This window comes from Streptomyces sp. NPDC002889, assembly GCF_042888425.1.
Classification (GTDB): domain Bacteria; phylum Actinomycetota; class Actinomycetes; order Streptomycetales; family Streptomycetaceae; genus Streptomyces.
Map to the genome: position 1 here is coordinate 52,853 of NZ_JBIAPT010000011.1, position 26,804 is coordinate 79,656.

The window sequence follows — 26,804 nt, forward strand, 5'->3', positions numbered from 1 at the left end:
CCATCTGCTGATGTTTTTACAAACCGGCGGCGGGGGCCCCCCCCCCCTTTTGGGGGCCCCCCCCCGCGGCTCTTGCTGTGCGCGTGTTCCACGCCGTCTTGCTGTGCGCGTGGTTCCACGCCGCCGCCGCGACCACCGCGCCATGCCGACGGGTGGCCACGCCCGGGGCTCAGCGGTTCAGCGGCGGCGGGGGGCCCTGGTCCTCGTGACGGCGCGGGGCCGGCTCACGGTCGTTCCTGATGACCTCGCCCTGCACGATCTTGCCGTCCGGGCGGTGGATCCTGGCCTGCTGGAAGACATCGCCGAAACCACCGGGCACCGCCGCGCTCATCCGGCGCTCCAGGGAGCGCTCCGTGTAGCGCGCGAGGCGAGCACGGACGGGCGGCAGCAGAAGCAGCAGTCCGGCGGCGTCGGAGACGAAGCCGGGCAGCATCAGCAGCAGTCCGGCGAGCATCAGCAAGCCGTTGCCGCTGCTGCGCGGGCCGGCGGCCCCGGAGGGCGGGGCCTGGCCGGTCTGCTGTTGCAGCGTTTCGGTGAGGCTGGAGAAGGCTCGGCGGCCGGCCCGCTTGATCACGAAGGCTCCGAGCACGCCGGAGCCGATCAGCAGGGCGAGGACGGTGAGTGCGCCGACCGCGCCCGCCGCGACGGTCAGCAGCCAGATCTCCAGGACCAGCCAGGCGGCGATGCCGAGCGGGACAAAGGTGCGGGCGCGTGAGCGCCTGGGGGCTGTCGGGTTCGGTGCGCCGGTCGTCATGTCCCCAGTGTGCCTGGACGCCCGCCCGGGCGGCGTAAGGGGGCGATCAGGAAGATCGGGGACCGTGCTGCCCCGCGACGGTCCCTCGGCCCAGCAGCCGGCTCGCCCGGTCCCCCACTCCCCACGCGGTGACCCGCCACAGCGCCTCGACGACGATGTCCCGGCTCATCTTGGAGTCGCCGAGTTCGCGCTCGACGAAGGTGATGGGCACTTCGACGACGTGGTACCCGGCGGCGACCGCGCGACGGGCGAGGTCGACCTGGAAGCAGTAGCCCTGCGAGGCGACCTCGGCGAGGCCGAGCCCTTGGAGCGTCTCGGCGCGGAAGGCCCTGAATCCGCCGGTGACGTCCCGGATGGGCACTCCGAGCAGCAGCCGGGAGTAGGTGCTGCCGCCGCGGGAGAGAAACTCGCGGTGCTTGGGCCAGTTGACGACGCGGCCGCCGGGGACCCAGCGGGAGCCGAGGACGAGGTCGGCGCTCTTGAGGGCGGTCAGCAGCCGGGGCAGTTCCTCGGGCTGGTGGGAGCCGTCGGCGTCCATCTCGACCAGGACGCCGTAGTCGCGCTCGATGCCCCAGGCGAAGCCCGCCAGATAGGCCGCGCCGAGGCCTTCCTTGCCCTTGCGGTGCAGCACGTGCACCTGATCGTCCTGGGCCGCGAGCTCATCGGCGAACTTGCCGGTGCCGTCGGGGCTGTTGTCGTCGGCGACCAGGACGTCCGCGTCGGGCACGGCGGCGCGCACCCGGGAGACGATCGACCGGACGTTCCCGGCCTCGTTGTAGGTCGGGATGATCACCAAGGCCTTGCCGAGCGGACCGTAGCGCCGCTCCTGGACTCCGCCACGGGGAACCCCACCACCGTCGTTCACTACTGCCCCTTAAAGTCCGTCGCAGAACCCCACCATAGCGAGCGCCTCGAGCTCGCTCGCGTCGGCACGGACCCGGACGTATTCCGCGGCGGCGGCAGCAGTTGCGGACGGGCCGGGGGCCCCAGGCGCCCGGGGCGGCAGCGGATCGGGCCCGGCGTCCTTCGGGCCGACCTGGGACCCGCTGGCTGCGGATCGACCGAGAGCCGTTGTCTACTGAACGCCGGGCCCACCCGGGTCACACCTGCCGGCCGGTGAAACCTTCCCTCTGCCCCCGAGACGCGGGCGCTGGACCTGGCTCCCAGTGGTGGTGCGCCGGTGCGGCACACCACCCCATGGCCCAGCGGCGGTCGACGACTGCGTGGAGGTCTGCCGGACGGACGTCCTGTGGTGGACCCGGCCGAACCTACCGGCCGGTGGGCGCTCACTGTCAACAGTCACCTGATCAGCGAGGATTGCTCGAAGGTCCAGGTCAGCGGGGAAGATCCGCAGGTCGCGGCGGAGCGTGGCGCGCACCGGCGGGCAGGGCGGAATATCCGCACGTCACCCGTTCGGAGTTACAAAGACGGTTTGTCCGAAGACCACCGTCCGCAGGCAGACGGGAAGGTCCGCGCCGGGGGTGAGATCGGGCAGGCCGGGGGTGCCGGAACGCGGGTCGGTGGACCAGCGGGCGACCCGGTCGTCCGGTGCCTGCACCACCAGTTCGTCGGTGCGCCAGACCGCGTAGTCGGCCGGTGCGCCGGGGACGAGCACCCCGGCGTCGTCGCGGCCGATGGCACGCCAGCCGCCGCGCGTATGCGCGGTGAAGGCGGCACGGACCGAGATCCGGTGCTCGGGGGTGCGGTGGAAGGCGGCCGCACGCACGGTGCCCCACGGGTCCATCGGGGTCACAGGGCTGTCCGAACCGAAGGCGAGGGGCACTCCGGCCCGCAGCAGGGCCGCGTACGGGTTGAGGGTCCGGGCCCGCCCCGGTCCCAGGCGCTGGGCGTACATGCCCTGGTCGCCACCCCATGCCGCGTCGAAGGCGGGCTGCACGGAGGCGGTGAGACCGAACTCCGCGAAGGCGGCGACGGTCTCGGGGGTGAGCATCTCGGCGTGCTCAACCCGGTGCCGGCCCGCGCGGACGCGGGCGAGACCGAGCTTGTCCGCGGCCGCCCTCATGCCGTCGACCACGGAGGCGACGGCCGCATCGCCGATGGCGTGGAAGCCAGCCTGGAGCCCGGCGTCGGTGCAGGCGACGACATGGGCGGCGATATCGGCCGCATCGAGGTGGGCGGTACCGGTGTGGGAGGCGTCCGCGTACGGCTCATGCAGGCACGCGGTGTGCGAGCCGAGTGAACCGTCGACGAAAAGGTCCCCGGCGGCGCCGAGGGCTCCGAGCGAATGCGCACGCTCGACGTTCCGGTCGGCCCAGTAGCCGACGACCCGGGGCCCGGGCTCCTGCGCCGCCAGCTTCAGCAGGCCTGTGAAGTCCTCCTCACCGGAGATGTCGGGTCCGCCGCACTCATGGACGGTCCCGATGCCCAGGGAGGCCGCGTGCCGCAGCGCCACCCGCTGCGCCTCGGTGCGCTGCTGCGGGGAGAGCGCGGCGTAGGCGGCCGCGCGCACCGCGTGGTGGGCGTCGCCGGTGAGCGGCTCGTCGGCCCGGAACCCGGCCAGGGAGCGGATGCCGGGCACCAGGTCCAGCAGGGCGGTGGTGACGACGGCGGAGTGGACGTCGACCCGGGTCAGATACAGGGGCCGCCCGCCGGCCACCTCGTCGAGCTCGTCGCGGCGCGGCGCCCGGCCCTCCGGCCATCGGGAGGCGTCCCAGCCGTGACCGATCAGGATCCGGTCGTCGGGGCGGGCCGCCGCGTACTTCCGTACGAGAGCCGCTGCCTCGGCGAGCGAAGCGGCGCCGCTCAGATCGAGTCCGGTGAGGGCGAGTCCGGTCGCCGTCGTGTGAACATGCGCGTCGGTGAACGCGGGGGTGACCAGAGCGCCTTCCAGATCCACGACCTCGTCGACCCCGGCGCCGAAGGCGTCGGCGGCGCCTTCGGCGCCCACCCAGGCGATGTGCCCCTTCTCCACGACCATCGCGGTGGCGAAGGGGTCTGCGGGGCTGTGGACTTCACCGCCGCGCAGCAGCACGGTGCGGTGTTCGCTCTTCAGGGCGGTGCTCTCGGTCATGGGACCAGCCTAGATTCGCGGCGGACGTGCCTCGTACGGGGTGGACAGCACGACCGTGGTGCGGGTGGACACCCCGGACAGGGAGCGGATGCGGGTGAGCAGGTGTTCCAGCTCGTGCGGGGTGGATACGCGCACCTTGAGGATGTAGTTCTCGTCGCCGGCCACGCTGTGACATGCCTCGATCTCGGGGACGCCGGCGAGCCGGTCCGCGATGTCGTCGGGTGCACTGGGGTCGAACGGCTTCACCGAAATGAAGGCGGTGAGAGGCAGCCCCACCGATTCGGGGTCGACGACGGCGGCGTAGCCGCGGATGACCCCCCGCTGCTCCAGGCGGCGGACGCGCTGATGCACCGCCGATGTGGACAGGCCGGTGGCCTTGCCCAGGTCGGTGTAGCTCATCCGCCCGTCCTTGACGAGCAATTCCACGATCTGACGATCCAGCTCCTCCATGCGGTCAACTTATTGCCCCAGGTCGCTTCCGGCACAGTCGCCGGGTGCCCGGAGGGGGCACCTGCGGCAGGCATGTGACGAACACCACAGGTTTGCCGCCCTGGTCCGGCGTGACCCCACGGTTACCTGCCCGGCGGGGTGGGAATTGCTTGCTGTGGTCGAGGCCACAAGTGCCTGGTCGGCCCATCCGAGGGGGAGATTCTCCATGCAGAGCCTTAAGAACACCGGACGTACCGAACCGGAGCCTGTTGATCCGGCCGAACTGGCCGACATCGACGAACCGGACGCGTACGACACCTTCGAGATGTACCGGGTGATCTGCCCGGACTGTGCACAGCCGATCGCGCTGCTCGCCGACGAGGACGTCCTCCCGGAGCACGCGCTGTGCCCCACCCCGTGGAATCCCTTCGGGCTGACCGTGTGCGCGGGCATCGGCCGGCCGGCCGCCGAGGCCCGCCCCGCCGATGAGTCGCTCGAGCTCCAGGAGCAGGACACCGCCCTGCTGTTGACGCTGCCTCAGGGCCTCGACTGGCGGACCCAGCCCTTCTCGCACGTCGGCGGCCCGGGATCCCGTCCGCTGAAAGTGGCACCCATGCGGCACGCAGCCTGATCCCGGATGGGGGTGGCCGGCCGGGGAGTCGGTTCTCCGGCCGCGCCGTGCTGCCCGCAGCCCGCCGGCTGCATGGGCCGTACACCCGTGCCGCGCAGAGCACACCGCACTCCCGCCGCGCCGGGTAGTCCGTGCACTGGCGCGCGAATTGCCCTGCCGGTAACCCCTTGTGGTGCACGGCCGTTGGCCGGGCATGTCCCTGCTGCATTCCACGACCGGTCACCGCCGTCGGCGGCTGGTAATGCCTGCCCCGCCGGCTCCTGCCCCTCCCGCACCGGCGCCTGTGTCCACGCCGTCACCGGCCTCAAACGCAGAATCGGTTCACCACCCCGCCGATCCACCCATCTACCGTGACCTGCTCCAGCTGTGGGCGAGCCGTGGCAGAACCCTGCCCGGGCGCCGCGACCCCGAGTGGAGCAGGCTCGCGGCGCCGCTGACCTTCACGCCCGTCTTCCGCCGGGCGGATCAGCACCGGACGGATCAGCTTCGGCCGGATCAGCGGGGTACCGATCAGCGAGGGACCGATCAGCGCGTCTCGGGTCCGGCGAGGTGACGGGCGATGACCATGCGCTGGATCTGGTTGGTGCCCTCGACGATCTGCAGCACCTTGGCCTCACGCATGTAGCGCTCGACCGGGAAGTCCTGGGTGTAGCCGTAACCACCCAGAACCTGGACCGCGTCGGTGGTCACGCCCATCGCCGCGTCCGTGCAGAACAGCTTGGCCATGGCGGCCTGCCGGGAGAACGGCCGGCCCGCGTCCCGCAGCCGGGCTGCCGCGAGGTACAGGGCGCGCCCCGCCTCGATCCGGGTGGCCATGTCGGCGAGCATGAAGCGCAGCCCCTGGAAGTCCGCGATGGGGCGGCCGAACTGCAGGCGTCCCGTGGCGTAGGCGATCGACTCGTCGAGGGCGGCCTGAGCGACACCTATGGCGCAGGCGGCGATCCCGAGGCGGCCCGAGTCGAGCGCCGACAGTGCGATCGCGAAGCCCTGGCCCTCCTCGCCGATCCGGCGGGAGTCGGGGATCCGGACGCCGTCGAAGTGGAGCTGGGCGGTGGGCGAGCCCTTCATGCCCATCTTCTTCTCGGGGGCCGCCGCGTTCAGGCCCGGTGCGTCGCCGGGGACCAGGAAGGCGCTGATACCGCGCGCCCCCTCCCCGCCAGTGCGGGCCATGACGGTGCAGAAGTCGGCGATGCCGCCGTGGGTGATCCACGCCTTGGTACCGGTGACGACCCAGTCGTCGCCGTCGCGGACCGCCTTGGTACGCAGGGACGCCGCATCGGACCCGGAGGCGGGTTCGGACAGGCAGTACGCGCCGAGCAGGCCGCCGCCGAGCATGGCCGGCAGATGCTCGGTCTTCTGCTCCTTGGTGCCGTACCCGGCGAGTGCGTGGCAGGCGAGCGAATGGACGCTGACGCCGAGGCCGACGGTGAGCCGGGCCGCGGCGAGCTCTTCGAGCACCTGGAGGTAGACCTCGTAGGGCTGGTCCCCACCGCCGTACTCGGAGTCGTACGGCAGGCCGAGCAGTCCGGCTTCGGACAGCAGTGAGAAGACCTCGCGCGGGAAGTGCCCGGCCTCCTCCTCCTCGGCCGCGCGGGGGGCGATCTCCCGCTGGACGATGTCGCGGACCAGGGTGATCAGATCCCTGGCCTCCTCGGTGGGCAGTTCACGGTCCACCGGCTGCGGGGCGCGGTCGGGCATTGCGGCGCTCTCCTCCCTGTCGGGCGCTGCGGCGGTCGCGCACGAAGGGTGTGGGCGCGCCGCCGTTTGTACTGCCAGGCCGATGCTGCCCTTCCGGATCACGAAAGACGCAGGACAGTGGCTGTGGCGCGTTGAGTATGCCCGATCGGACGGCTTCCGTCACGAGGTACCGGGGACCCGCCCGGCCGGGTCCGGTTATCGTTCCCGTCGTCACGAACCAGCGGGTCGTGGTCGGGTCGGCGAGAGGCCCTAGATCAGGCCTGCCTGGGTGACGAACATGGCGAGAACGACGACAAGGGTCCAGCCGAGGATGTGCTCGAGGATCTTCGGAGCGTCGTCGGGGCCACCGGTCCGGCTACGGATCGGGGTACGGTCCGCGGCTGCTGCTGCGGTCGAAGTCATGGTGGATCTCGCTCACTCGTCCGGCTGATGGTCGCCCCCCGGGACCCACCACAGTGCCAGGGATACCGGCCCCCGGAACAGAGACGTTGGTCACTGCCCGGGGAACCGGCCCGTGCTCAGTGGATACCGAAGGCCGCCAGCGCACGGCGCTGGGCGGGGCTGGGGTGCTCGGGCCAGAAGAGGTAGCAGACGCCGCCTGTGCCGGAGACCACTTTGCCGCTCGCGTTGTAGCGCTTGGTGCGCAGCCAGATGTTCTCCCACTCGGCGCGCCGGTAGACGCGGCGCACGGCCTCGTTGCTGGGCGATGCGGGGTCGTTGGCGATCACATCGCCGCCCGCGGTGAAGCCGATCGCCGTCATCAGATGCCCGGCGGTCCCGTAGCCCGCTCCGGTCAGCTCCTCCTTGCGGAAGGACTGGGACGTTATGGCCGGGATGCCCGCCCGGATCAGCCCCTCCAGGTCGGTGAGCGAGGAAAGCCGGGTGACCACGGCGTTCAGGTCCCGGTAGGTGGCGGCGTAGGCGGCGTTGAACGGCCAGTTGCCGCAGCCTTCGTACTGGTAGTCGAAGGTGAAGCGGGCCGCGTGGCAGACCTGCGGGTCGGCGAAGTCGGGATTCACCCAGACCAGGTCCGCGGCGGAGGGCTTCCGCCCCCAGTACTCGATGATCATCTGCGAGGAGGTGGGGCTGCACCAGGCCTCGCCGCCGTTGTCGTACTCCGGGTATTGGCCCACATGGGTGTTCTGGGAGTACCGCGGCACGCGCAGCTCACGAGCGAGGCCGGGCACGGATGCGGGCACCCCGAAACGGTCCGGGATGTCGGATGCCATGGCGCCGACCCGCCACACGGTCGGCGTGACCCGGGTGCCGGGCCTGCGGTAGAGGGTGAGCCGCAGCCGGTACGTCTCCAGCCTCAGCCCGCTCGTGGTGTCGTCGATCGCGAACGTGTCGGTCCAGATGCTCGCCCTGCCGTCACTCTGGTCGTCGAGGGAGGTGCGGCGGATGTCGCCGTCGCCGGCCGCCCAGCGGCCCATCACGAACCAGGGCGTCCCGCTGCCGTCGGAGTACGCACCGCTCAGCTCGACCTGGAGCCAGGTCCCGGCCGGGGTATGGGCGTTCCAGGAGGCGATGACCTCGGTGGCCGGGACGCGCGAGCGGTGCACCGGTGAGGTCCAGGTGGCGTACTCCCAGGTGGCGCTCCTTCCGGTGTGCGGATCGGTGTGGTCGACGGTACCGACGGGGGACGCGATCACCAGGCCGGGCCGGCGGCCCGCGACCACCTGTGTGCCCGCCGCGTCGCCGCAGCGCCAGTCGGTGTACGTCGACCAGAAGCGGTTGTCGATCAGCGGAGCCGGAGCCGGTGCCCGGCGCGTGGACGGCGGGGCGGCGGACGCCGGCCCGGCGGCGGAGGTCAGCGCCCCCGCACTCGCGGCTGCCGCGATCGCGGCACCCAGAACGGTTCTGCGCGAAGTCGGTCTGGCCATGGGACCCCCAAGTCAGGTGCGCGACAGTGGGGCAACTATCCCGGGTCCCCTCGGACTTCTGCCAGCACCTGGGGCCGCGCCGCCCGAGCAATATTGGTCTTGTCCACTGGGGGTCCCGCACGCAGGGCGCGGGGGAGTGACCTGCGGCGGGATGCGGCGGCCTCATAGGGTGAGGCCATGGACGACCTCGACCGGCTCGCCGCGGAGCTGCGCGCCCTCGCCCCCTCCTGCGGGCCGGTGCGACTGGTCGCGGTGGACGGCCACGCCGGATCGGGCAAAAGCACCTTCGCCGCGCGGCTCGCCGCGGCGGTCGGGGACGACACCGCGGCGCCTGTGCTGCACCTGGACGATCTGGCCAGCCACGAGGAGCTCTTCGCGTGGACCGACCGGATGCTGGCCGAGGTGATCGCACCACTGTCAACGGGAGCGCCGGCGCTCTATCACCCGTACGACTGGAACCTGCGGAGCTTCGGCGGCCCGCGGCGGCTCGAGGCCGCTCCGGTCGTTCTGGTCGAGGGTGTGGGGGCGGGCCGGAGGGCGCTGCGCCCGTATCTCGCCCGGCTGCTGTGGATGGAGCGGGATGCCGAGGAGTCCTGGGCCCGCGGAAGGGCACGGGACGGTGCGGGGCTGCGGGGCTTCTGGGACACGTGGACCGTGGCGGAGACACGCCATTTCTCGGCGGATCCCTCTCGTCCGTTCGCGGACACGCTGATATGTGAGTGCCGGGAGGGATACGAGGGACGGCGCGGACCTGCTGGGACTGCACGATCGAACCAAATCATCACGTAGAGTTACGGACATCTCCAGGCATACTGAACAGTCGGAATTCCGACTCAAGAGTGTCTCAACTCTGCTTGACCGACGGGGCGTACAGGTCTTACGTTCTCAATGTGCGGCTTTCCGAAGCCGCCGCAGACGCGAAGCCCCCGGTTGTTCCCCCGTGATCGGGGGCTTCGTTCTGCCTCTCCCCCTTCCTCCCGCGGCGAACCCGACCCCTTCCGCTCACCCTGGGTCACCGTTGCCGGGTCCTCGCGGCGCCCTTAATCGCCACCCCCTGCGCAGGTACGATGCACCCCGGTGGGGTCAATTCCCGCCCATGGCTTGGCGGTTGCTGACGCTGCCGATGGGCGCCCACCCGGCGGACAACACTGGTGCTCGGCTTGTGGGGGGAGTGGGGGGACCCTATGGACGTCGGCCCGCAGGGCGCACAGTCACCGGCCGACCGGGCCTGGGTGCGCGGCGTGGACGCCTGCACCATGGGCGCGTACCCGCAGGCCGAGGAGGAGTTCCGTACGGCCGTGCAGCTGGACCCCGGGATGGCTGACGCCTGGCTCGGGCTGCATGCGCTGCGCGTCGATACGACCACAGCGCTGCTGCGCATGCACCGCCACCGCGAGCGCTTCGGCGAGCAGCGGGCCCGCCATCGGCGCACCCTCAACTCCTGGTACTGGCTGGGCTGGTGGGTCCAGCCGGTACTCGAGAGCCAGCGTGATCTGCTCCTCGCGCACGCCTCCCACTGGCTCGACGGCCGGCATGTGGCGGAGCTGGACCGGGCGCTCGCCGCTCTGCCGCCGGTCGACGCGGACCCTCAGGTCCGGTTCCTGCATGCCTGCCGGGCGTATCTGGTCAAGGACTGGGAACAGCTCGTGCGCCACACCGAGCCGCTGGTCAACGATCCGCTGCTGGGCATCGAGGCCGGTCTGTTCGGCGGGATGGCCCGGGTGCGGATGGAGATGTACGGGCAGGCGGGGCCCCTGCTGGCCGCCGCGCTGATGCGCTGCCGCAGCGAGCAGCCGCAGCGCAAGGAGCTGCGGTACTGGCTGGCGCGGGCGCACGAGGGCACCGGGCGCAGCGCGGCCGCGCTCCCGCTGTACCGCGCCGTCCACCGCATCGATCCGGCCTTCATGGACACCTCGGCGCGCCTTGCGGCCATCGCCGACTACGACGGAATCGACGGCTACGACGAGTCGGCGGGCTTCGCCGCCGTGTCCCTGGCCGGGCTCGGGCAGGACGCAGTGGACGCCCAGGCCGAGGGCGAGGGGCCGCTCACGGCCGAGCCGAGGCTCGGCGGGGATGCGCAGAGCCCGCTGCCCGGCACGGCGCCGGTCGCCCCGGCCGAGGGGCTGCGGCGCAAGAAAGCGGTTCCCGCCCAGCCCGCTCCCCCGCAGTTCCCTGCCGGTCCCACCGACCCTGAGCTGCTGGCGGATGCGCTGGCCGAGCTGGAGCGCATGGTGGGCCTGGAGCCGGTGAAGCGGCAGGTCAGGGCATTGTCCGCGCAGCTTGAGATGGCGCGGCTGCGGGCCGGTCAGGGGCTGCCGGTGCAGCCGCCCAAGCGTCACTTCGTCTTCTCGGGCCCCTCGGGCACGGGAAAGACCACGGTGGCGCGCATCCTCGGCCGGGTCTTCTACGCGCTCGGGCTGCTCGGCGGCGACCATCTGGTGGAGGCTCAACGAGCCGATCTGGTGGGCGAGTTCCTCGGTCAGACAGCCGTCAAGGCCAATGAGCTCATCGACTCGGCGCTGGGCGGTGTGCTCTTCGTCGACGAGGCGTACAGCCTGTCCAACTCCGGCTACAGCAAGGGGGACGCCTACGGCGACGAGGCACTGCAGGTGCTGCTCAAGCGCGCCGAGGACAACCGGGACCATCTGGTCGTCATCCTGGCCGGATACCCCGAGGGCATGGACCGGCTCCTCGCGACCAATCCGGGCCTCTCCTCGCGCTTCACCACCCGGGTCGACTTCCCCTCCTACCGTCCGCTGGAACTGTCCGCGATCGCCGCGGTGCTGGCCGCCGAGAACGGCGATGTGTGGGACGACGAGGCACGCGAGGAACTGCGGTCCATCAGCGGTCATGTCGTCGACCAGGGCTGGATCGACGAGCTGGGCAACGGCCGTTTTCTGCGCACGCTGTACGAGAAGAGCTGTGCCTACCGGGATCTGCGGCTGTCCACCTATCCGGGCACGCCGACCCGCGAGGACCTCTCCACGCTGCGGCTGCCCGATCTGATGCAGGCGTACGGGGAGGTCCTGTCGGGCCGCGGTCCTGCGGGCCGCGGCCCGCAGGACCCTCCCCTGGGCTGACGGTCAGCTGACGAGGGCCGTGTCCGCCGCGGTGCGCGGGGACCTGGGCACCGCGAGCCGGTGGGCAGGGTCACGCACCTCGCCGACCAGCATCTCCAGTACGTCTTCGAGGGCGACCAGGCCGAGCACCCGTCCCGAGGCGTCGGCGACCTGGGCGAGGTGGGTGGCCGCCCGGCGCATCACGGTGAGGGCGTCGTCCAGCGGCAGCTCCGCCCGCAGCGTCGCCATCGGCCGCCAGATGTGCTGGGGCACCGCCCGTTCCCTCTCCTCCAGGTCCAGCACATCCTTGACGTGCAGATAGCCCATGAAGGAGCCGGCCAGGCCCTCCGCGCAGACCGGGAAACGCGAGTAGCCGGTGCGTACCGTCAGCTCCTCTATCTGCACGGGCGTGACCGAAGGGTCCACCGTCACCAGCGCGGAACGCGTGATCAGCACGTCGGTCACCGGGCGGCTGCCCAGCTCCAGCGCGTCCTCGAGGCGCTCCTGCTCGGCGGGCTCGAGAAGTCCGGCCTGGCCCGCGTCCTCGACGAGCCGGTTGAGCTGTTCACTGGTGAAGACCGCCTCCACCTCGTCCTTCGGCTCGACCTTGAAGACCCGCAGCACCAGCCGGGAGCATGCTCCGAGTGCCGTCGTGACCGGACGGCACAGCCGGGCGAAGCCGACCAGGCCGGGGCTGAGCCACAGGGCTGTCTTCTCGGGCGCGGCCATGGCCAGGTTCTTCGGCAGCATCTCGCCGATGACCAGGTGCAGGAAGACCACAACGGCCAGGGCGATGACATAGCCGAGCGGATGGATGAGCCCCTCGGGCACATGGGCGGCGTGGAAGACCGGCTCCAGCAGATGCGCCACGGTCGGCTCGGCCACCGCGCCGAGGGTCAGGGAACAGATGGTGATGCCGAACTGTGCGGCCGCCATCATCTGCGGCAGGTTCTCCAGCCCGTGCAGCACCTGCCGGGCCCGGCCGGAGCCTGCCGCGGCCAGGGGGTCGATCTGGCTGCGGCGTACGGACACGAGGGCGAACTCGGCCCCGACGAAGAATCCGTTCGCCAGCACCAGCAGCAGCGCGAACAGCAGTTGCAGGACGCTCATCGGGAGGCCTCCGTCATCGCCGGTACATCGGCGGTGCGCACCAGGCGTACCCGCTCGGCGCGATAGCGGTGCACCTGGCGCACCGAAAGCCGCCAGCCGGGCAGTTCGGCCCGGTCGCCGGGGACGGGAATGCGGCCCAGCAGGTCGGCGACGAGTCCGGCGACGGTCTCGTAGGGGCCGTCGGGCGCCTCGAGTCCGATGCGGCGCAGGGTCAGCACGCGGCAGCTGCCGTCGGCCTCCCAGGCGGGCCTTCCGTCCTCCGGGGGCACGGGGGCCAGTTCCGGCCGCTCGTCCGGCTCGGCGTCGTGCTCGTCGCGTACCTCGCCGACGAGCTCCTCGACGATGTCCTCCAGGGTGACCACTCCGGCGGTGCCGCCGTACTCGTCGACGACGACGGCTATGGGCTGTTCGCTGCGCAGGCGCTCGAGCAGGTGCTGCACGGGCAGCGTCTCGGGCACCAGCAGCGGCGGGACGGCCACCTTGTCGACACGGGTGCGCTGCCGTTCGCCGACGGGTACGGCGAGTGCGTCCTTGAGGTGCACCATGCCGACGATCTCGTCGATGCGCTCCCGGTAGACGGGGAAGCGCGAAAGACCCGTCGCCCGGGTCAGGTTGAGGACATCGGTGGCGGTGGCGTCGGACTGCAGGGCGCTCACCTTCACCCTCGGGGTCATCACATGCTGGGCGGTGAGATGGCCCAGTGACAGGGTGCGGACGAACAGATCCGCGGTGTCCTGTTCCAGCGCTCCGGCCTGCGCCGAGTGGCGGGCGAGTGCCACCAGTTCGCCGGGCGTACGGGCGGAGGCCAACTCCTCGGCGGGTTCGACGCCCAGCAGCCGTACAAGGCGGTTGGCGGCAGCATTGAGCAGGGTGATGACCGGGCGGAGCAGGGCCGAGAAGCGGTGCTGAGGGCCTGCGACGAACCGTGCCACCTGCAGCGGCCTGGAGATGGCCCAGTTCTTGGGGACGAGCTCGCCGATCACCATCTGGACGGCGGAGGCGAGCAGCATGCCGATCACCACCGCGACCCCGGACACAGCGCCTTCGGGCAGCCCGGTCGCGGTCAGCGGCCGGTCGAGCAACTGTGCGAGCGCGGGTTCGGCGAGCATACCGACGACGAGGCTGGTGATGGTGATGCCGAGCTGTGTACCGGAGAGCTGGAAGGACAGCTCCCGCAGCGCGGTGACCACGCGCCGGGCGCGGCGGTCGCCTTCGGCAGCGGCGCGCTCGGCCTCGGCGCGTTCCACGGTGACCAGGCCGAACTCGGCCGCCACGAAGAAGCCGTTGGCGAGGATCAGCAGGAACGCTGCGGCGAGCAGCAGCAGGGGGACAATCATGCCGCCGCCTCCTGGGAGGGGGCGGCGCAGGTACTACCGGACGATCCGTCCATTGCCGGAGTCAGTCACTCCTCGGTTCGCAGGGTGCCCCGCCGGCCGCGGGGCCGCATGGTTCGGGGCGGGGCGCGCTCGGCGCCGCCGCCACCAGAGTAGTCAAGCCCACGCCGCTCGGGGCAGAGGAGGTGAGCTAGTCGGCATCCGGGCGGGTGCCGCGGCTCTCGGCGAGGGCGCGCAGCGCGCGGGCGTCGCTGATGGCGTGCGCCCTGGCGATGCCGGGCTGGATGCCGAGCACAGGCAGGCTGGTGCCGTCACTGAGATCGAGGAACACCCAGGGATCGCCGGGGCGCAGATTGACCCGGAGGATCTCCGGCCACGCGAGCCGGCGCGTTCGGGTGAGATTGACGACGGTGACGCCGTTCTCGTCGGCGACGACCTTGGGCCGGCTCAGCAGGGCCAGGATGCCGAAGAAGAGCAGCGCGGTGAAGATGAAGCTGACCCGTTCGGGTGCGCTGAGGCGCTCCAGCAGCAGGGTCACGGTGATGAGAACGGTGCACATCACCGCGCCCACGGTCAGCAGGACGATCCGGGTGCGGGTCGGCCTGAACGTGACCGGGAGCGCGGGGAGTCGGGGCGCGGGGGCGGACATGGTGATTCGGTTGTCCTTCAGAGCCGGCAGGCGTGAATGGCCGTGGTGAGGATGGCCCGGGCGCCGAGGTCGTACAGATCGTCCATGATCCGTTGGGCTTCCTTGGCGGCGACCATGGAGCGCACGGCGACCCAGCCCTCGTGGTGCAGGGGGGAGATCGTCGGGGACTCGAGACCGGGGGTGAGGGCGACGGCCCTCTCGAGGTGCTCGACCCGGCAGTCGTAGTCCATCATCACGTAGCTGCGGGCGACGAGGACGCCCTGGAGCCGGCGCAGGAACTGCTGCACCTTGGGTTCCGCGGACTTCTCGGCCTGCCCGTCGGCCCGGCGGATGACGACGGCCTCGGAGGTGAGGATCGGCTCGCCGATGACCTCGAGGCCGGCGTTGCGCAGGCTGGTACCGGTCTCCACGACATCGGCGATGACCTGGGCGACCCCGAGGTCGATGGAGGTCTCCACCGCGCCGTCGAGGTGGACGACCGAGGCGTCGATGCCGTTGTCGGCGAGGTGCTTGGCGACGATGCCCTCGTAGGAGGTGGCGATCGTCATGCCGCCGAAGTCCTGGACACCGGCGGCGGTGCCCGGCTTGGTGGCATAGCGGAAGGTGGAGCGGGCGAATCCGAGCTCGAGGATCTCCTCGGCGTTGGCACCGGAGTCCAGCAGCAGGTCGCGGCCGGTGATGCCGATGTCGAGCCGGCCGGAGCTGACGTAGATCGCGATGTCACGCGGACGCAGGTAGAAGAACTCGACCTCGTTCTCGGGGTCGACGAGGACGAGCTCCTTGGATTCCTTGCGCTGCTGGTAGCCCGCCTCATGGAGCATCGCCGACGCAGGTCCGGACAGTGAACCCTTGTTGGGGACGGCGATGCGCAGCATGAGACGGGCTTCCTTTGTTCGCGTGATGTGTACGGAGGGACGGGCTGGCTCAGAGGTGGGCGTAGACGTCGTCCAGGGAGATCCCGCGCGCGACCATCATCACCTGGACGTGGTACAGCAGCTGGGAGATCTCCTCGGCGGCGGCTTCCTTGCCCTCGTACTCGGCGGCCATCCACACCTCGGCAGCCTCCTCGACGACCTTCTTGCCGATGGCATGGACACCCTTGTCCACCAGCTCGGCGGTACGGGAGGTCGCGGGGTCGCCGTTGGCGGCCTTCTGCTGGAGTTCGGCGAAGAGCTCCTCGAACGTCTTCTTGGACATGGTGGTCCCACCCTACGCGGAAGTGGGCTCCCCTCAGCGCCAGGGTTCAGATACTGAACGCAGGGTGGCGGCGGTGGCGACGGCGGCGGTGACCGCCTCGTGGCCCTTGTCCTCGTTGGAGCCCTCGAGTCCGGCCCGGTCCAGGGCCTGCTCCTCGGTGTCACAGGTCAGCACGCCGAAGCCGATCGGGACTCCGGTGTCGATGCTGACCTGGGTCAGGCCCTGGGTGACGCCCTGGCACACGTAGTCGAAGTGCGGAGTGCCGCCGCGGATGACGACGCCGAGGGCGACGACCGCGTCGTAACCGCGGCCTGCCAGTACCTTGGCGACGACCGGCAGCTCGAAGCTGCCGGGCACACGCAGCAGCGTCGGCTCGTCGATACCGAGCTCGCGCAGTGCGCGCAGCGCGCCGTCGACGAGGCCGTCCATGACCTTCTCGTGCCACTGGGCCGCGATCACCGCCACCCGCAGATCGCCGCAGTTGCGGACGGACAGTTCGGGTGCACCCTTGCCGCTCATTGTTCTCCCTTGCCACTTACTACTTGCTTGCCGCTTACTGCTTGCTTGACTGCGCCGACTTACTGGTTGCCGCAGGTCGACGCGGTGTGAGGGTCCCCCCGGTGAAGCGAGGGGGAATCGAGCCAGGGCAGGTCGTGCCCCATCCGGTCGCGCTTGGTGCGCAGATACGTCAGGTTGTGCTCGCCGGCCTGCACGGGCATCGGTTCACGCCCGAGGACGGTGATGCCGTACCGCACGAGCGCGGAGGTCTTGTCGGGGTTGTTGGTCATCAGCCGGACGCTGCGCACCCCGAGGTCGTCGAGGATCTGGGCGCCTGCCGCGTAGTCGCGGGCGTCGGCGGGCAGACCCAGCTCCAGGTTGGCGTCCAGGGTGTCGCGACCGCGCTCCTGGAGCTCGTACGCGCGCAGCTTGGACATCAGTCCGATGCCGCGGCCCTCGTGGCCGCGCAGATAGACGACGATTCCGCGTCCGGCCTCGGTGATGTGCTGCATGGAGGCCTGCAGCTGTGGGCCGCAGTCGCAGCGCAGCGAGTGGAAGATGTCGCCGGTCAGGCACTCGGAGTGGACACGCACCAGCAGGTCCTCGCCGTCGCCGATGTCACCGTGGACGAGCGCGACATGCTCGATGCCGTCGACGGTGGAGCGGTAGCCGTAGGCGGTGAACCGGCCGAAGGAGGTGGGCAGATTCACCTCGGCCTCGCGCTTGACGGTCGGCTCCGAGCTGCGGCGATAGGCGATCAGGTCCTCTATGGAGATGATCGTCAGACCGTGCTTGCGGGCGAAGGGCACCAGCTCGGGCAGGCGCAGCATGACGCCGTCCTCACCGGCGATCTCGACGATCGCGCCGGCCGGGCGCAGACCGGCGAGCCGGGCGAGGTCGACGGCGGCCTCGGTGTGGCCGTTGCGGACCAGCACGCCGCCCGGCTTGGCGCGCAGCGGGAAGATATGGCCCGGGCGCACGAAGTCGCCGGCCTGGGAGGTGCCGTCGGCGAGCAGCCGCAGCGTGGTGGCGCGGTCGGCGGCGGAGATGCCGGTGGTGACGCCGTGGGCGGGGCCCGCGTCGACCGAGACGGTGAACGCCGTCTGCATGGACTCGGTGTTGCGCTCGACCATCTGCGGGAGCTCGAGCCGTTCCAGCTCGTCGCCCTCCATCGGCGCGCAGATCAGGCCGCGGCACTCGCTCATCATGAAGGCGATGACCTCCGGCGTCGCCTTCTCCGCGGCGATGACGAGGTCGCCCTCGTTCTCGCGGTCCTCGTCGTCGACGACCACGACGGGCCGGCCGGCCGCGATGTCGCGGATGGCCTGCTCGACGGGGTCGAGCGAGAGATCCTCGGCGTTGTCGGTGGAGTACCACGTGGGCAGTGCACTCATGCTGCTGCTCCTTCCAGGACAGGCTCGGCGCCCGGGCGGGAGCGCAGCCACCAGTCGCGCATGCCCCACAGGACGAGCGCGCCGTAAATCACGTAGACGAAACCGGAGAAGGCGTAGCCGTTGGCGAAGTTCAGGGGGACGCCGACCAGGTCGACCAGGAGCCAGGCGAACCAGAACTCGACCATGCCGCGCGACTGGGCGTACATCGCGACGAGGGTGCCGACGAAGATGTACGCGTCGGGCCAGGCGTCCCAGGACAGCGACGGATACACGGTGAACAGTCCGCCGACCGCGAGGGTGCCGAGGACGGCCGCACCCGCCATGAACCCGCGCTCGCGCCAGGTGGCGAAGCGGACGGCGACCGATCCGTCCTCGGCATGCTTCCGGCCGTGGGTCCACTGCCGCCAGCCCCATACGGCCACGATCATGACCACGACCTGCTTACCGGCGCTGCCGGTCATGTGGGACGTGGCGAAGGCGCCGAAGAGGATGACGCCTGAGACGAACTGTGCGGGCCAGGTCCACACCGAGCGCCGCCAGCCGAGCGCGAGGGCGGTCAGGCCGATCAGGTTGCCGATCAGGTCCGCCCACACGATGCGCTGCTCGAGGACCGTGAAGGCCTCCGAGTTGAGCCAGGTCAGACCGCTCACTTGGCGCTCTCCTCGGCATCGGCGCCGAGCAGCCGCTCGACGTACTTGGCGATGACGTCCACCTCGAGGTTGACCGGGTCGCCGCTCTGCTTGATGCCGAGCGTGGTCAGGGCGAGGGTCGTGGGGATGAGGCTGATCGTGAAGTAGTCGGGGCCGGCGTCGACGACGGTAAGGCTTACGCCGTCAACGGTGATCGAGCCCTTCTCGACGACGTATCGGGTGAGGTCGGCGGGGAGGGAGATCTTGACGATCTCCCAGTTCTCGGACGGCTTGCGCTCGATGATCGTGCCGGTGCCGTCGACGTGTCCCTGGACGATGTGTCCGCCGAGGCGGTCGCCGACCGCCATGGGGCGCTCGAGGTTGACGCGGGAGCCGGTCTCGAGGGCGCCGAGGCTGGAGCGGTTGAGCGTCTCGGCCATCACATCGGCGGTGAACTCACCGTCGCCGAACTCGACGACGGTGAGGCAGACGCCGTTGACGGCGATGGAGTCTCCGTGCTTCGCGCCCTCGGTGACGACGGGTCCGCGCAGTCGGAAGCGCGAGGAGTCGCCGAGGTCCTCGATGGCGGTGACCTCACCCAGTTCTTCGACAATTCCGGTGAACACTCAAGCTCCCTTGGAGACGGTCGCGGTGATCCGCAGGTCGGGGCCGATGCGGGCGGTCTCGGTGACGTCGAGCCGCAACGCTTCGGCGATGGTGGTGATTCCGGCGTCGGCGAGGGCGGCGGGGCCTGCGCCGAGGAGTACGGGGGCGAGATAGCCGACGACCGTGTCGACGGCGCCCGCGGCGATGAAGGCACCGGCGAGGGTCGGGCCGCCTTCGAGGAGTACGGAGCGGACGCCGCGCCGGTGGAGGACTCCGAGCAGTTCGGCGATGTCCACGCCGCCGGCGGCCCGGGGCAGCCGCACGACCTCGGGGAGGTGGGAGGTCTCCTCGATCAGGATGTCGTCGGCGACGGCGACGAGCGTGTCCGCGGCGCGGTCGAGCACACGGGCGCCCGGCTTGACGGCGGTGGCGTTGGTGTCGACGACGACGCGCAGCGGCTGCACCGCACCGTCGATGCCGCGTACGGCGAGGTGCGGGTCATCGGCGCGGGCAGTGCCGGAGCCGACGAGGACCGCGTCGGCCTCGGCACGCAGGCGGTGCACGTCGGCGCGGGACTCGGGCGAGCTGATCCAGCGGCTCGTGCCGTCGGCCGCGGCGATGCGTCCGTCGAGGGTGGCGGCGTACTTCCACAGCACGTAGGGCCGGCCGAGGCGTACGGAGGTGAGCCAGGCGATGTTGCCGGCGTCGGCCTCGTCCTCGAGCAGCCCCGACTCCACCTCGACCCCGGCCGCACGCAGAGTGTCGGCACCGCCGGTGGCCTGCGGGTTCGGGTCGGCGACGGCGTACACGACCCGGGCGATCCCGGCGTCGACGAGCGCCTGGGCACAAGGGCCGGTGCGGCCGGTGTGGTTGCAGGGTTCGAGGGTGACGTACGCGGTGCCGCCGCGGGCGCTGTCGCCCGCGGCCCGCAGGGCGTGGACCTCGGCGTGCGGGCCCCCGGCGCGCTGGTGGAAGCCCTCGCCGGCGATCTGTCCGGCGGCGTCCGTGATGACGCACCCGACGACCGGGTTGGGGCTGGTGGAGCCGAGTCCGCGGGCGGCGAGCCGGATCGCTCGGCGCATGGCGTCTGCTGCGGCTGCGGTGGCCACCGGGTCCTCCTGCCTCTTCGGGCACGGACTCCGGGGCTGTCGATGACGACAGAGAGCGGGACAACACCGCACGGGGGACACCGAGGCCGGATACACCGGTCGCCACGGCGACCGGCAAAACGGCCGGCACACCCATGAGGGTCACCCGCCGCGCACTGCCTCCCATCCGGACTTTAACCGTCGGTCCAGGAATTTCACCTGGTCAACCGGCCGCTGGCTGCGGACGGGTCGCGGACTGTAACCGCCGGTTCGGAATTGCACCGACCCCGGAGTGCGCTGCTGCTGATACAGGGCAAGTGTGCCACGCCGGACGGTGGGCCATGCGGGTGAATGCTGTGGACTGGCTCACAAGAAGTCCTGCCGGTGGCGCGAAACAGAGGGGAAGCAGTGTCCCGCGGCCGCCCACCGGCGTGAGGGGGACGGGGTCGCAGACGTGAAGCGGCGCAACTCGCGCGAAGCGCGGTGAGGAAAGCAGGCCGGGCACCCCACTCCGTAGGCCACGGCCCCCGACCCGAAACCGGACAGCCGCGCCCAGGAACGCGCACCACGCGGCGCGCACCCCTACGCGCTCGGGGCGAAGAGCTCCTCCTGGGCGGTGTCGCGGGCGATCAGGAGCGCTCCGCTCAGGACCGCCGAGCCGCCCAGGGTGCCGGCTCTCACCTGCGTACGCAGCGGCGAGAGTTCGGCCAATCGCGCCTCGACCCGCCCCGCGAGTTCGGGGCCACCCGCGTGCCCCACCTCGCCGCCGAGCACGACGCAGCCCGGGTCCAGCACGGAGGCCACCGCCGCCGCGCCGAGTGCGAGCCGGTCGGCCACTGCCCCCAGGAAGTCGTCCCGCCCGTCCGCGACAGCTGCCAGGACGACACCGGCGGCCTCGGGTTCCCGCGCCCCCATCGGCGCGGCGACCCCGTACTCCGCGGCGAGCGCGCAGATCGCCGCCGAGCCGGCCAGCGAGTGGAATCCGCCGTCACAGTCGACCGCCGACGGCACCCCCGCCGTACCCGGCACCGGCAGGAAGCCGATCTCACCCGCACCGCCCGAGGCACCCCTGCGCAGCCTGCCGTCCAGGACGAGCCCGGCTCCCACCCCCGCGCCGAGCCACAGGAAGGCGAACGTGTCCCGGTCGCGCGCCGCGCCGAGACGCTGTTCCGCGACGGCCGCCAGGTTGGTCTCGTTCTCCACGACCACCCGGGCCGTCAGCCGGTCCTGGAGCACGCCGATCAGACTGCGGTGCCAGGCAGGCAGGCCGGAAGTGGGGCGGAGCTCACCACCGACCGGGTCGATCAGGCCTGGGGCGCCGATGCCGACACTGTGCAGGCGCGTCGCGCCCGCCTCACGCACCGCGCGTTCCAGGAGCGTCGCCGCACTCTCGACGGCGGGCTCGGTGCCGGTGTCGCTGCCGATGGGCAGCGAGGCCTCGGCGAGCGTGGTTCCGAGCAGATCGGCGACGACGACGGTCACGCTCCGCGTGCGTACATCGAGTGCCGCCAGATGGGCGCGGTCGGCGACGATCCCGTACAGCCGGGCGTTGGGCCCGCGCCGCTGGGAGCCCGACTCGCCGACGACCTGGATCAGCCCGGACAGTTGCAGCCGCTCCACGAGGTCCGCGACGGTGGGCCGGGACAGGCCCGTCAGGGTCTTCAGCTGGCCCGCCGTCAACGGGCCCTCCTGCTGCAGCAGTTCGAGGGCGGACCGGTCGTTGATGACCCTGGCGGTACTGGGGGATGCGGGCATGCCGGAATCCTTCCAGACGAGGACGGTACAACCGCCTTTCTATCAGGCAGGGTTCCTGATAGTTTACGCCTCACATTCTCCGGGGAGGGACATCCGCATGGCGGACGGAACGATCGCCGACCTTCGGCAGCTGAAGCGCGCACGCACCGCCGTGGCCGCGGTCTTCTGCGTGCACGGGGCCGTCACCGGCAGCTTCGCCACCCGTATCCCCTGGATCCAGGACCATGCGGGAGTCAGCGCGGGACAGCTCGGTCTCGCCCTGGCCTTCCCCGCGCTCGGGGCGTCCGTGGCGATGCCGCTGGCCGGGGCGATCAGTCATCGCTTCGGGGCCCGCGCAGCACTGCGCGGGCTGCTCGCGCTGTGGACCCTGTCCCTGATCCTGCCGTCGTTCGCACCGAACCTGCCCGCCCTGTGCGCCGCGCTCTTCGCCTTCGGCGCGAGTGCCGGTATGTCGGACGTGGCGATGAACGCCCTGGGCGTGGAGACCGAGAACCGTCTCGACCGCTCGATCATGTCCGGGCTGCACGGTATGTGGAGCGTCGGCGCACTCGTCGGCTCGGCGGGCGGCACACTCGCCGCGCATCTGGGAAGCGACGCCCGGCCGCACCACGCTCTCGCGGCGATCGTCCTGACCGCGCTCGGGCTGATCGCCTGCCAGGGCGTACTGGACCTGAGGAGTACCCCCGACGAGGAGCCGCCGCCGCGTTTCACGCTGCCGCCCAGGTCGGCGCTGGTCATCGGCGCGGTCGGGTTCTGCGCGGTGTTCGCCGAGGGCGCGTCTCTGGACTGGTCGGCGGTCTACCTGCGCGACATCCTCGATACCTCGCCGGGTCTCGCGGCCGCTTCGACCACCGCCTTCGCCCTGACCATGGCCGTCGCCCGGCTCGCGGGCGACCGGATCGTGGACCGCTTCGGGCCGGTGCACACCGTGCGGGTGGGCGGTGTGGTGGCGACGGCGGGCGGTGTGCTGGTGGTGGCCGCCCCGCGTCCGGGCGTCGCGATGCTCGGCTTCGCGTTCATCGGGCTCGGTGTGGCCGTCGTCGTACCGCTGGCGTTCGCAGCCGCCGGGCGCAGCGGCCCCAACCCGAGCCAGGCCATCGCCGGGGTCGCCACCATCACCTACACCTCGGGTCTGATCGCCCCGTCGGCGATCGGTGCGGTCGCCGACGCGACCAGTCTGATCGTCTCCTTCGGCCTGGTGACGGCGCTCGCCTTCGGCCTGGTCGTGGGCGCCGGGGTGCTGCGCACGGCAGGCCGGGAGAGTGCGAAGGCCAGTCCCGCGGGCGCGGCGGTGCCCGACCCCCGTCCCTGAACGTGCCCGACCCGCGTCCCCTGGGCCCCTGTGAAGTCCCCGGATCAGGAGCCCCTGTGGGACTCGGGCACCTCCTCGTACGACAAGGGCGACGAAACGCACAGCTGACCGCTGCCGGGCCGACGTTCGCCCGTTCCGGTCAATCCCGGGCCCGGCACCGCCCGTCGCCGCCCGCGACTGGGACCCTGCGTGCATGGCGCAGACGCAACAGCTCGGACCCCCGCCCCCGGGTCCGGGCCTGCCTCCGGTCTCTTCGGTGACCGATGTCATCGAGCAGATGCACGCGTTCCGCGCGTCCTGGCCGGTGACGGACGGGCTCGCGGTCTTCAACCGGGTCTACCTCGCCGTCACGGAGGAGATCGGGCGGCGCATCGACGGCGGCGACTTCCCGGACCGGCGGGCCGCCGTCACGCTGGATGTGCTGTTCGCCGAGCGCTATCTCGACGCCGTGGACGCCGCGGCGGACGGGCGACGCCCGCCGGCCTGCTGGCGGCCGCTGTTCCAGTACCGCCGCCACCCCGCCGTACGGCCGCTGCAGTTCGCACTCGCCGGCATCAACGCGCACATCGGGCATGATCTCCCACTCGCCGTGGTGGACACCTGCCGTGCGCTCGGCTGCGAACCGGCAGGTCTGGAGGCCGAGTTCGACCGTGTCGGCGAGGTTCTCGTGCTGCTGGAGGAACGCATCCGCGAGGATCTGATGCCCGGCCCGGACCTGCTGGAGATCGCCGACCCGCTGACGCATCTGGTGGGTGCCTGGTCCCTGGAGCGGGCCCGGGACGGCGCCTGGTCGGCGGCGCGGCTGCTGTGGGGGCTGAGGGATCTGCCGGAGCTGGCCGAGGAGTTCACCCAGCGGCTGGACGCTGGCGTCGGCCTGGTCGGCCGCTGTCTGCTCACGCCCTGGCGCTGATCGGCATCGGTCCGCGGGACTTCACCCGGGACGCCGGGGAGATCCACCCATGCTGCGGCCGCGGTGTACGCGGGGCTGCGGGCGGCCCGGGCCTGGTGGATTGATCGCCGTCCGGGGCCGGCCGGATCACGGCCGGCCCCGGACGGCAGGTCTGTTCCGCCGACCGGAGTGCGTCGGCGGGAGTCCGTCTGCCGGTCAGTCCTCCGGCAGCTCGACCGGCGCGATCTCGTCGTAGAGGTCGCCGGGTCCCGGGTTGGTGGGGTCGGTGGTGCCGCCGAAGTGGGTCATCACGCCCCACACCGCGTTGAGCGCGGTCTGCACGGCGCCCTCCGCCCAGCCCGCCGTCCAGGAGATGTCGTCGCCGGCGAGGAAGATGCCGCGCTTGTCCTCGGGCAGCCGGTCCTGCATGAAGTGGGTGAACAGCCGCCGCTGGTAGCGGTAGTGGCCGGGCAGGTTCGCCTTGAACGCGCCCATGAAGTATGGCTCGTTCTCCCACGACACGGTGACCGGGTTGCCGATGATGTGGCTGCGGATGTCGACGTTCGGGTAGATCTCGCCGAGCGACTTCAGCATGACCTCCATCCGCTCGTTCGCCGACAGCGGCAGCCACTTGAGGCTGTCGTCGCACCAGGTGTACGAGAGGCAGATGACCGCGGGCTTGCCCGGCCCGTTGTCCAGCAGGTACGTACCGCGGGTCATCCGGTCGGTCAGCGTCATCGACATGACGTCGCGGCCGGTCGTCTCGTCCTTGTCGAGCCAGAACGGCCGGTCGACCGGGACGAACAGCTTGGACGACTCCATGTAGTGGGTGCGCTCCATCGCCGTCCAGTGGTCGATGGGGAAGAGCGAGTCGTCACAGGCGATCTTGGACAACAGCATCCAGGACTGCGCTGTGAAGACGGCCGCCTGGTACGTACGGATGTCCCCGGAGGCGTCGGTGACGGTGATCCGGTTGCCCGCGGTGCGGTTCAGCCGTGTCACGGCCGGCTTCGGCTCGCCGCCGTCGTGCAGGGAGGACAGCGAGGTGCCCGGCGCCCAGTGCACGATCTTGGCAGGCTCGCGCTCCCACAGGCGCAGCGGCAGCTGCTGGCTGCCTTCGACGATGCCGCGGTGGTGGTCGTCGGCCTCGGAGTAGACGACCCGCAGGATCTCCAGGATGGAGTTGGGGAAGTCGGTGTCCCAGCCGCCGGTGCCGAAGCCGACCTGGCCGAAGATCTCGCGGTGCCGGAAGGACTTGAAGGCCTCGGAGTCGCAGAGGAAGCCGTAGAACGTCTGGTTGTCGAGCTTCTCGACCAGCCTCGCCCAGATCTCACGGATGCGCGGGACGTCACGCTCGCGCATGGCGCGGTTCATGTCGGAGAAGTCCGCGCCCTCCTCCAGACAGGCGTTCCAGGCGTCCATCACATCGCGGTAGACCTGGGGCAGGTCGTCGATGGTCTCGGCGTAGTGCGACTCGCCCTTGAGGTCGACCATGGTCGAGGGGGTGCTCGGGGCGAGCGGGTTGGGGAACGGCTCGGTGGTCAGGCCCACCATGTCGATGTAGTGCTGCAGCGCCGTGGAGGAGGGCGGGAAGCGCATCGCGCCCATCTCGGCGGAGAGCTCGGGATCGCAGCCGTCGAAGCCGACCGTGCGCAGCCGGCCGCCGATCTTGTCCGCCTCGTAGACGACAGGCTTGAGGCCCATCTTCATCAGCTCGTACGCGGCGACGATGCCGGAGAGGCCACCGCCGATGACCGCGACCTCCGTGCCGTGCTCGGTCGCCGGTATCTGGCCGAGACCGGCCGGGTGGGCGAGGAAGTCGTCGTACGCGTACGGGAAGTCCGGACCGAACATGGTGATCGGCGGCTGCGCGTCGGTGTGCTGGACAGCGGTGGGCACCGTGGACGTCATGGGGTGCGGACTCCTTGCACGGAAAGGTGAAGCGGTGGGGCGGGGGGCGGGGTGGTGTCAGGCGAGCGAGCCGTAGAGGCCGGGGCGCCGGTCGCGCAGATACGGGTTGGTCTCGCGCGAGGCGCTCAGCAGGAGCGGGTCGACCTCGCCGATCACCAGCTCCTCGCCGTGGCCGGCGCGGGTGCGGACGGTTCCGTCGGGGCTTGCGAGGCAGCTGAGTCCGACGAACTCGAACTCGCCCTCCGGTCCTGTCCTGTTGACGTACGCGATGTACATCTGGCTCTCGAAGGCCCGGACCGGGACGAGCGAGGTGGCCACGAACTGGAACGGGTGCATCTGCGCGGTGGGTACCAGCAGCAGGTCGGTGCCGGCCAGCGCGTGCGCCCGGACGTTCTCCGGGAACTCCACGTCATAGCAGATCAGCATGCCGACCCTGATGCCGTCGAGGTCCGCCTGGACGACGGGCCGGTCGCCCGGCGTGAACCACTGCTGCTCGAAGCACCCGAAGAGATGCGTCTTGCGGTAGTTCGCGAGGCGGTCGCCACTCGATGCGATCAGCTGGGAGGAGTTGAAGATCAGCTCGCCGTCGCGCTCGGGGTAGCCGTACAGGACCGCGATGCCATGGCGTACGGCGATCTCCGCGACGCTCGCGGAACCGGGGCCGTCCGCGGGCTCGGCCAGCCGCGGCACGTCGTCCCCGATCGCGTACCCGGTCAGGAACATCTCGGGGGACACCAGCAGCCCGGCGCCCGCGGCCGCGGCACGGCCCGCGGCCTCGTCCAGCACCTTCAGGTTCTCGGCGACCGAGCCCGGCCGGCCGGAACTCTGGAGCAGTGCGGTGCGCAGCGGCATGGATGACCTCGGGCGACAGTGCAGGTTACGGGGAGACGTATAAAAAGGTACGGTCCGGCCTCCGGCCGGGACAAGGCGCGACCGTTGCGCGCAGG

The 26,804-nt window shown here is 71.1% G+C and carries 25 protein-coding genes and 1 riboswitch; of the genes, 5 read left to right on the forward strand and 20 right to left on the reverse strand.

Features of this window, described 5'->3' with window-relative positions:
* Positions 1-169: 169 nt before the first annotated feature.
* From fxsA to ACFYWI_RS18100, 4 genes are all read right to left on the reverse strand, one after another.
* On the reverse strand, positions 170-754 hold the full coding sequence (gene fxsA, locus ACFYWI_RS18085; protein WP_389232768.1) for an FxsA family membrane protein: 585 nt from the start codon (positions 752-754) through the stop codon (positions 170-172).
* Between the two features lie 46 nt (positions 755-800).
* Positions 801-1,619, reverse strand: a complete 819-nt coding sequence (locus tag ACFYWI_RS18090; protein WP_389232771.1) for a polyprenol monophosphomannose synthase — start codon at positions 1,617-1,619, stop codon at positions 801-803.
* A 540-nt stretch (positions 1,620-2,159) separates the two neighbouring features.
* Positions 2,160-3,785 (reverse strand): amidohydrolase, encoded by a 1,626-nt coding sequence (locus tag ACFYWI_RS18095; RefSeq protein ID WP_389232774.1) that lies wholly within the window; start codon positions 3,783-3,785, stop codon positions 2,160-2,162.
* Positions 3,786-3,794: 9 nt separating this feature from the next.
* Entirely contained in the window at positions 3,795-4,235 is a 441-nt protein-coding gene (locus ACFYWI_RS18100; RefSeq protein WP_389232777.1) for an Lrp/AsnC family transcriptional regulator, read from the reverse strand.
* Between the two features lie 205 nt (positions 4,236-4,440).
* On the opposite strand from ACFYWI_RS18100, the gene ACFYWI_RS18105 reads away from it, so the two are divergent.
* On the forward strand, positions 4,441-4,845 hold the full coding sequence (locus ACFYWI_RS18105; protein ID WP_389232780.1) for a hypothetical protein: 405 nt from the start codon (positions 4,441-4,443) through the stop codon (positions 4,843-4,845).
* 525 nt (positions 4,846-5,370) lie between these two features.
* Here the strand turns inward: ACFYWI_RS18105 and ACFYWI_RS18110 are convergent.
* The 3 genes from ACFYWI_RS18110 to ACFYWI_RS18120 all read right to left on the reverse strand — a co-directional run bounded on the left by ACFYWI_RS18110 (position 5,371) and on the right by ACFYWI_RS18120 (position 8,426).
* Complete coding sequence (locus tag ACFYWI_RS18110; RefSeq protein WP_389232783.1) at positions 5,371-6,543, reverse strand: acyl-CoA dehydrogenase family protein; 1,173 nt, start codon at positions 6,541-6,543, stop codon at positions 5,371-5,373.
* A gap of 249 nt (positions 6,544-6,792) precedes the next feature.
* The gene (locus ACFYWI_RS18115) at positions 6,793-6,945 is read right to left on the reverse strand and encodes an SCO1431 family membrane protein (protein ID WP_389232786.1); all 153 of its coding nucleotides are present in this window, start codon (positions 6,943-6,945) and stop codon (positions 6,793-6,795) included.
* Between the two features lie 116 nt (positions 6,946-7,061).
* Positions 7,062-8,426, reverse strand: coding sequence for a peptidase C39 family protein (locus ACFYWI_RS18120; protein ID WP_389232789.1), 1,365 nt, complete (start codon positions 8,424-8,426; stop codon positions 7,062-7,064).
* A 177-nt stretch (positions 8,427-8,603) separates the two neighbouring features.
* On the opposite strand from ACFYWI_RS18120, the gene ACFYWI_RS18125 reads away from it, so the two are divergent.
* Entirely contained in the window at positions 8,604-9,215 is a 612-nt protein-coding gene (locus tag ACFYWI_RS18125; protein WP_389232792.1) for a uridine kinase, read from the forward strand.
* A 395-nt stretch (positions 9,216-9,610) separates the two neighbouring features.
* Positions 9,611-11,506 (forward strand): AAA family ATPase, encoded by a 1,896-nt coding sequence (locus ACFYWI_RS18130; RefSeq protein ID WP_389232795.1) that lies wholly within the window; start codon positions 9,611-9,613, stop codon positions 11,504-11,506.
* A gap of 3 nt (positions 11,507-11,509) precedes the next feature.
* Here ACFYWI_RS18130 and ACFYWI_RS18135 read toward each other — a convergent pair whose 3' ends face one another.
* The 11 genes from ACFYWI_RS18135 to ACFYWI_RS18185 all read right to left on the reverse strand — a co-directional run bounded on the left by ACFYWI_RS18135 (position 11,510) and on the right by ACFYWI_RS18185 (position 21,745).
* Positions 11,510-12,595 (reverse strand): hemolysin family protein, encoded by a 1,086-nt coding sequence (locus ACFYWI_RS18135; RefSeq protein WP_389232798.1) that lies wholly within the window; start codon positions 12,593-12,595, stop codon positions 11,510-11,512.
* Positions 12,592-13,932 carry a hemolysin family protein gene (locus ACFYWI_RS18140; RefSeq protein WP_389232801.1) on the reverse strand — a complete coding sequence of 447 codons (1,341 nt, stop codon included), beginning with the start codon at positions 13,930-13,932 and terminating at the stop codon, positions 12,592-12,594. The genes ACFYWI_RS18135 and ACFYWI_RS18140 overlap by 4 nt, the downstream gene beginning before the upstream one ends.
* Positions 13,933-14,119: 187 nt before the next feature.
* Positions 14,120-14,578 carry a PH domain-containing protein gene (locus ACFYWI_RS18145; protein WP_389232804.1) on the reverse strand — a complete coding sequence of 153 codons (459 nt, stop codon included), beginning with the start codon at positions 14,576-14,578 and terminating at the stop codon, positions 14,120-14,122.
* A 17-nt stretch (positions 14,579-14,595) separates the two neighbouring features.
* On the reverse strand, positions 14,596-15,453 hold the full coding sequence (hisG, locus tag ACFYWI_RS18150) for an ATP phosphoribosyltransferase (RefSeq protein ID WP_389232807.1): 858 nt from the start codon (positions 15,451-15,453) through the stop codon (positions 14,596-14,598).
* Positions 15,454-15,502: 49 nt separating this feature from the next.
* Positions 15,503-15,775: a phosphoribosyl-ATP diphosphatase gene (locus tag ACFYWI_RS18155; RefSeq protein ID WP_018850137.1), complete on the reverse strand. Its 273-nt coding sequence runs from the start codon at positions 15,773-15,775 to the stop codon at positions 15,503-15,505.
* A 33-nt stretch (positions 15,776-15,808) separates the two neighbouring features.
* Complete coding sequence (gene ribH, locus ACFYWI_RS18160; protein ID WP_389232811.1) at positions 15,809-16,294, reverse strand: 6,7-dimethyl-8-ribityllumazine synthase; 486 nt, start codon at positions 16,292-16,294, stop codon at positions 15,809-15,811.
* Positions 16,295-16,353: 59 nt separating this feature from the next.
* Positions 16,354-17,667 carry a bifunctional 3,4-dihydroxy-2-butanone-4-phosphate synthase/GTP cyclohydrolase II gene (locus ACFYWI_RS18165; protein ID WP_389232814.1) on the reverse strand — a complete coding sequence of 438 codons (1,314 nt, stop codon included), beginning with the start codon at positions 17,665-17,667 and terminating at the stop codon, positions 16,354-16,356.
* Positions 17,664-18,308 carry a nicotinamide riboside transporter PnuC gene (locus tag ACFYWI_RS18170; protein WP_389233436.1) on the reverse strand — a complete coding sequence of 215 codons (645 nt, stop codon included), beginning with the start codon at positions 18,306-18,308 and terminating at the stop codon, positions 17,664-17,666. The genes ACFYWI_RS18165 and ACFYWI_RS18170 overlap by 4 nt, the downstream gene beginning before the upstream one ends.
* Before the next feature lie 5 nt (positions 18,309-18,313).
* Positions 18,314-18,922: a riboflavin synthase gene (locus tag ACFYWI_RS18175; protein WP_389232817.1), complete on the reverse strand. Its 609-nt coding sequence runs from the start codon at positions 18,920-18,922 to the stop codon at positions 18,314-18,316.
* On the reverse strand, positions 18,923-20,011 hold the full coding sequence (ribD, locus tag ACFYWI_RS18180) for a bifunctional diaminohydroxyphosphoribosylaminopyrimidine deaminase/5-amino-6-(5-phosphoribosylamino)uracil reductase RibD (RefSeq protein ID WP_389232821.1): 1,089 nt from the start codon (positions 20,009-20,011) through the stop codon (positions 18,923-18,925).
* 148 nt (positions 20,012-20,159) lie between these two features.
* A riboswitch (FMN riboswitch) is annotated at positions 20,160-20,290 on the reverse strand.
* A 282-nt stretch (positions 20,291-20,572) separates the two neighbouring features.
* Positions 20,573-21,745 carry an ROK family transcriptional regulator gene (locus ACFYWI_RS18185; RefSeq protein ID WP_389232824.1) on the reverse strand — a complete coding sequence of 391 codons (1,173 nt, stop codon included), beginning with the start codon at positions 21,743-21,745 and terminating at the stop codon, positions 20,573-20,575.
* Positions 21,746-21,842: 97 nt separating this feature from the next.
* Between ACFYWI_RS18185 and ACFYWI_RS18190 the strand changes: the two genes are divergently transcribed.
* Positions 21,843-23,057: an MFS transporter gene (locus ACFYWI_RS18190; RefSeq protein ID WP_389232827.1), complete on the forward strand. Its 1,215-nt coding sequence runs from the start codon at positions 21,843-21,845 to the stop codon at positions 23,055-23,057.
* Positions 23,058-23,250: 193 nt separating this feature from the next.
* Complete coding sequence (locus ACFYWI_RS18195) at positions 23,251-23,967, forward strand: DUF5995 family protein (RefSeq protein WP_389232830.1); 717 nt, start codon at positions 23,251-23,253, stop codon at positions 23,965-23,967.
* A gap of 195 nt (positions 23,968-24,162) precedes the next feature.
* On the opposite strand, the gene ACFYWI_RS18200 is transcribed toward ACFYWI_RS18195, so the two are convergent.
* Together ACFYWI_RS18200 and ACFYWI_RS18205 are read right to left on the reverse strand one after the other, a co-directional pair.
* Positions 24,163-25,857, reverse strand: a complete 1,695-nt coding sequence (locus ACFYWI_RS18200) for a flavin monoamine oxidase family protein (protein WP_389232833.1) — start codon at positions 25,855-25,857, stop codon at positions 24,163-24,165.
* Between the two features lie 57 nt (positions 25,858-25,914).
* On the reverse strand, positions 25,915-26,709 hold the full coding sequence (locus ACFYWI_RS18205; protein WP_389232836.1) for a carbon-nitrogen hydrolase family protein: 795 nt from the start codon (positions 26,707-26,709) through the stop codon (positions 25,915-25,917).
* Positions 26,710-26,804: the final 95 nt, after the last annotated feature.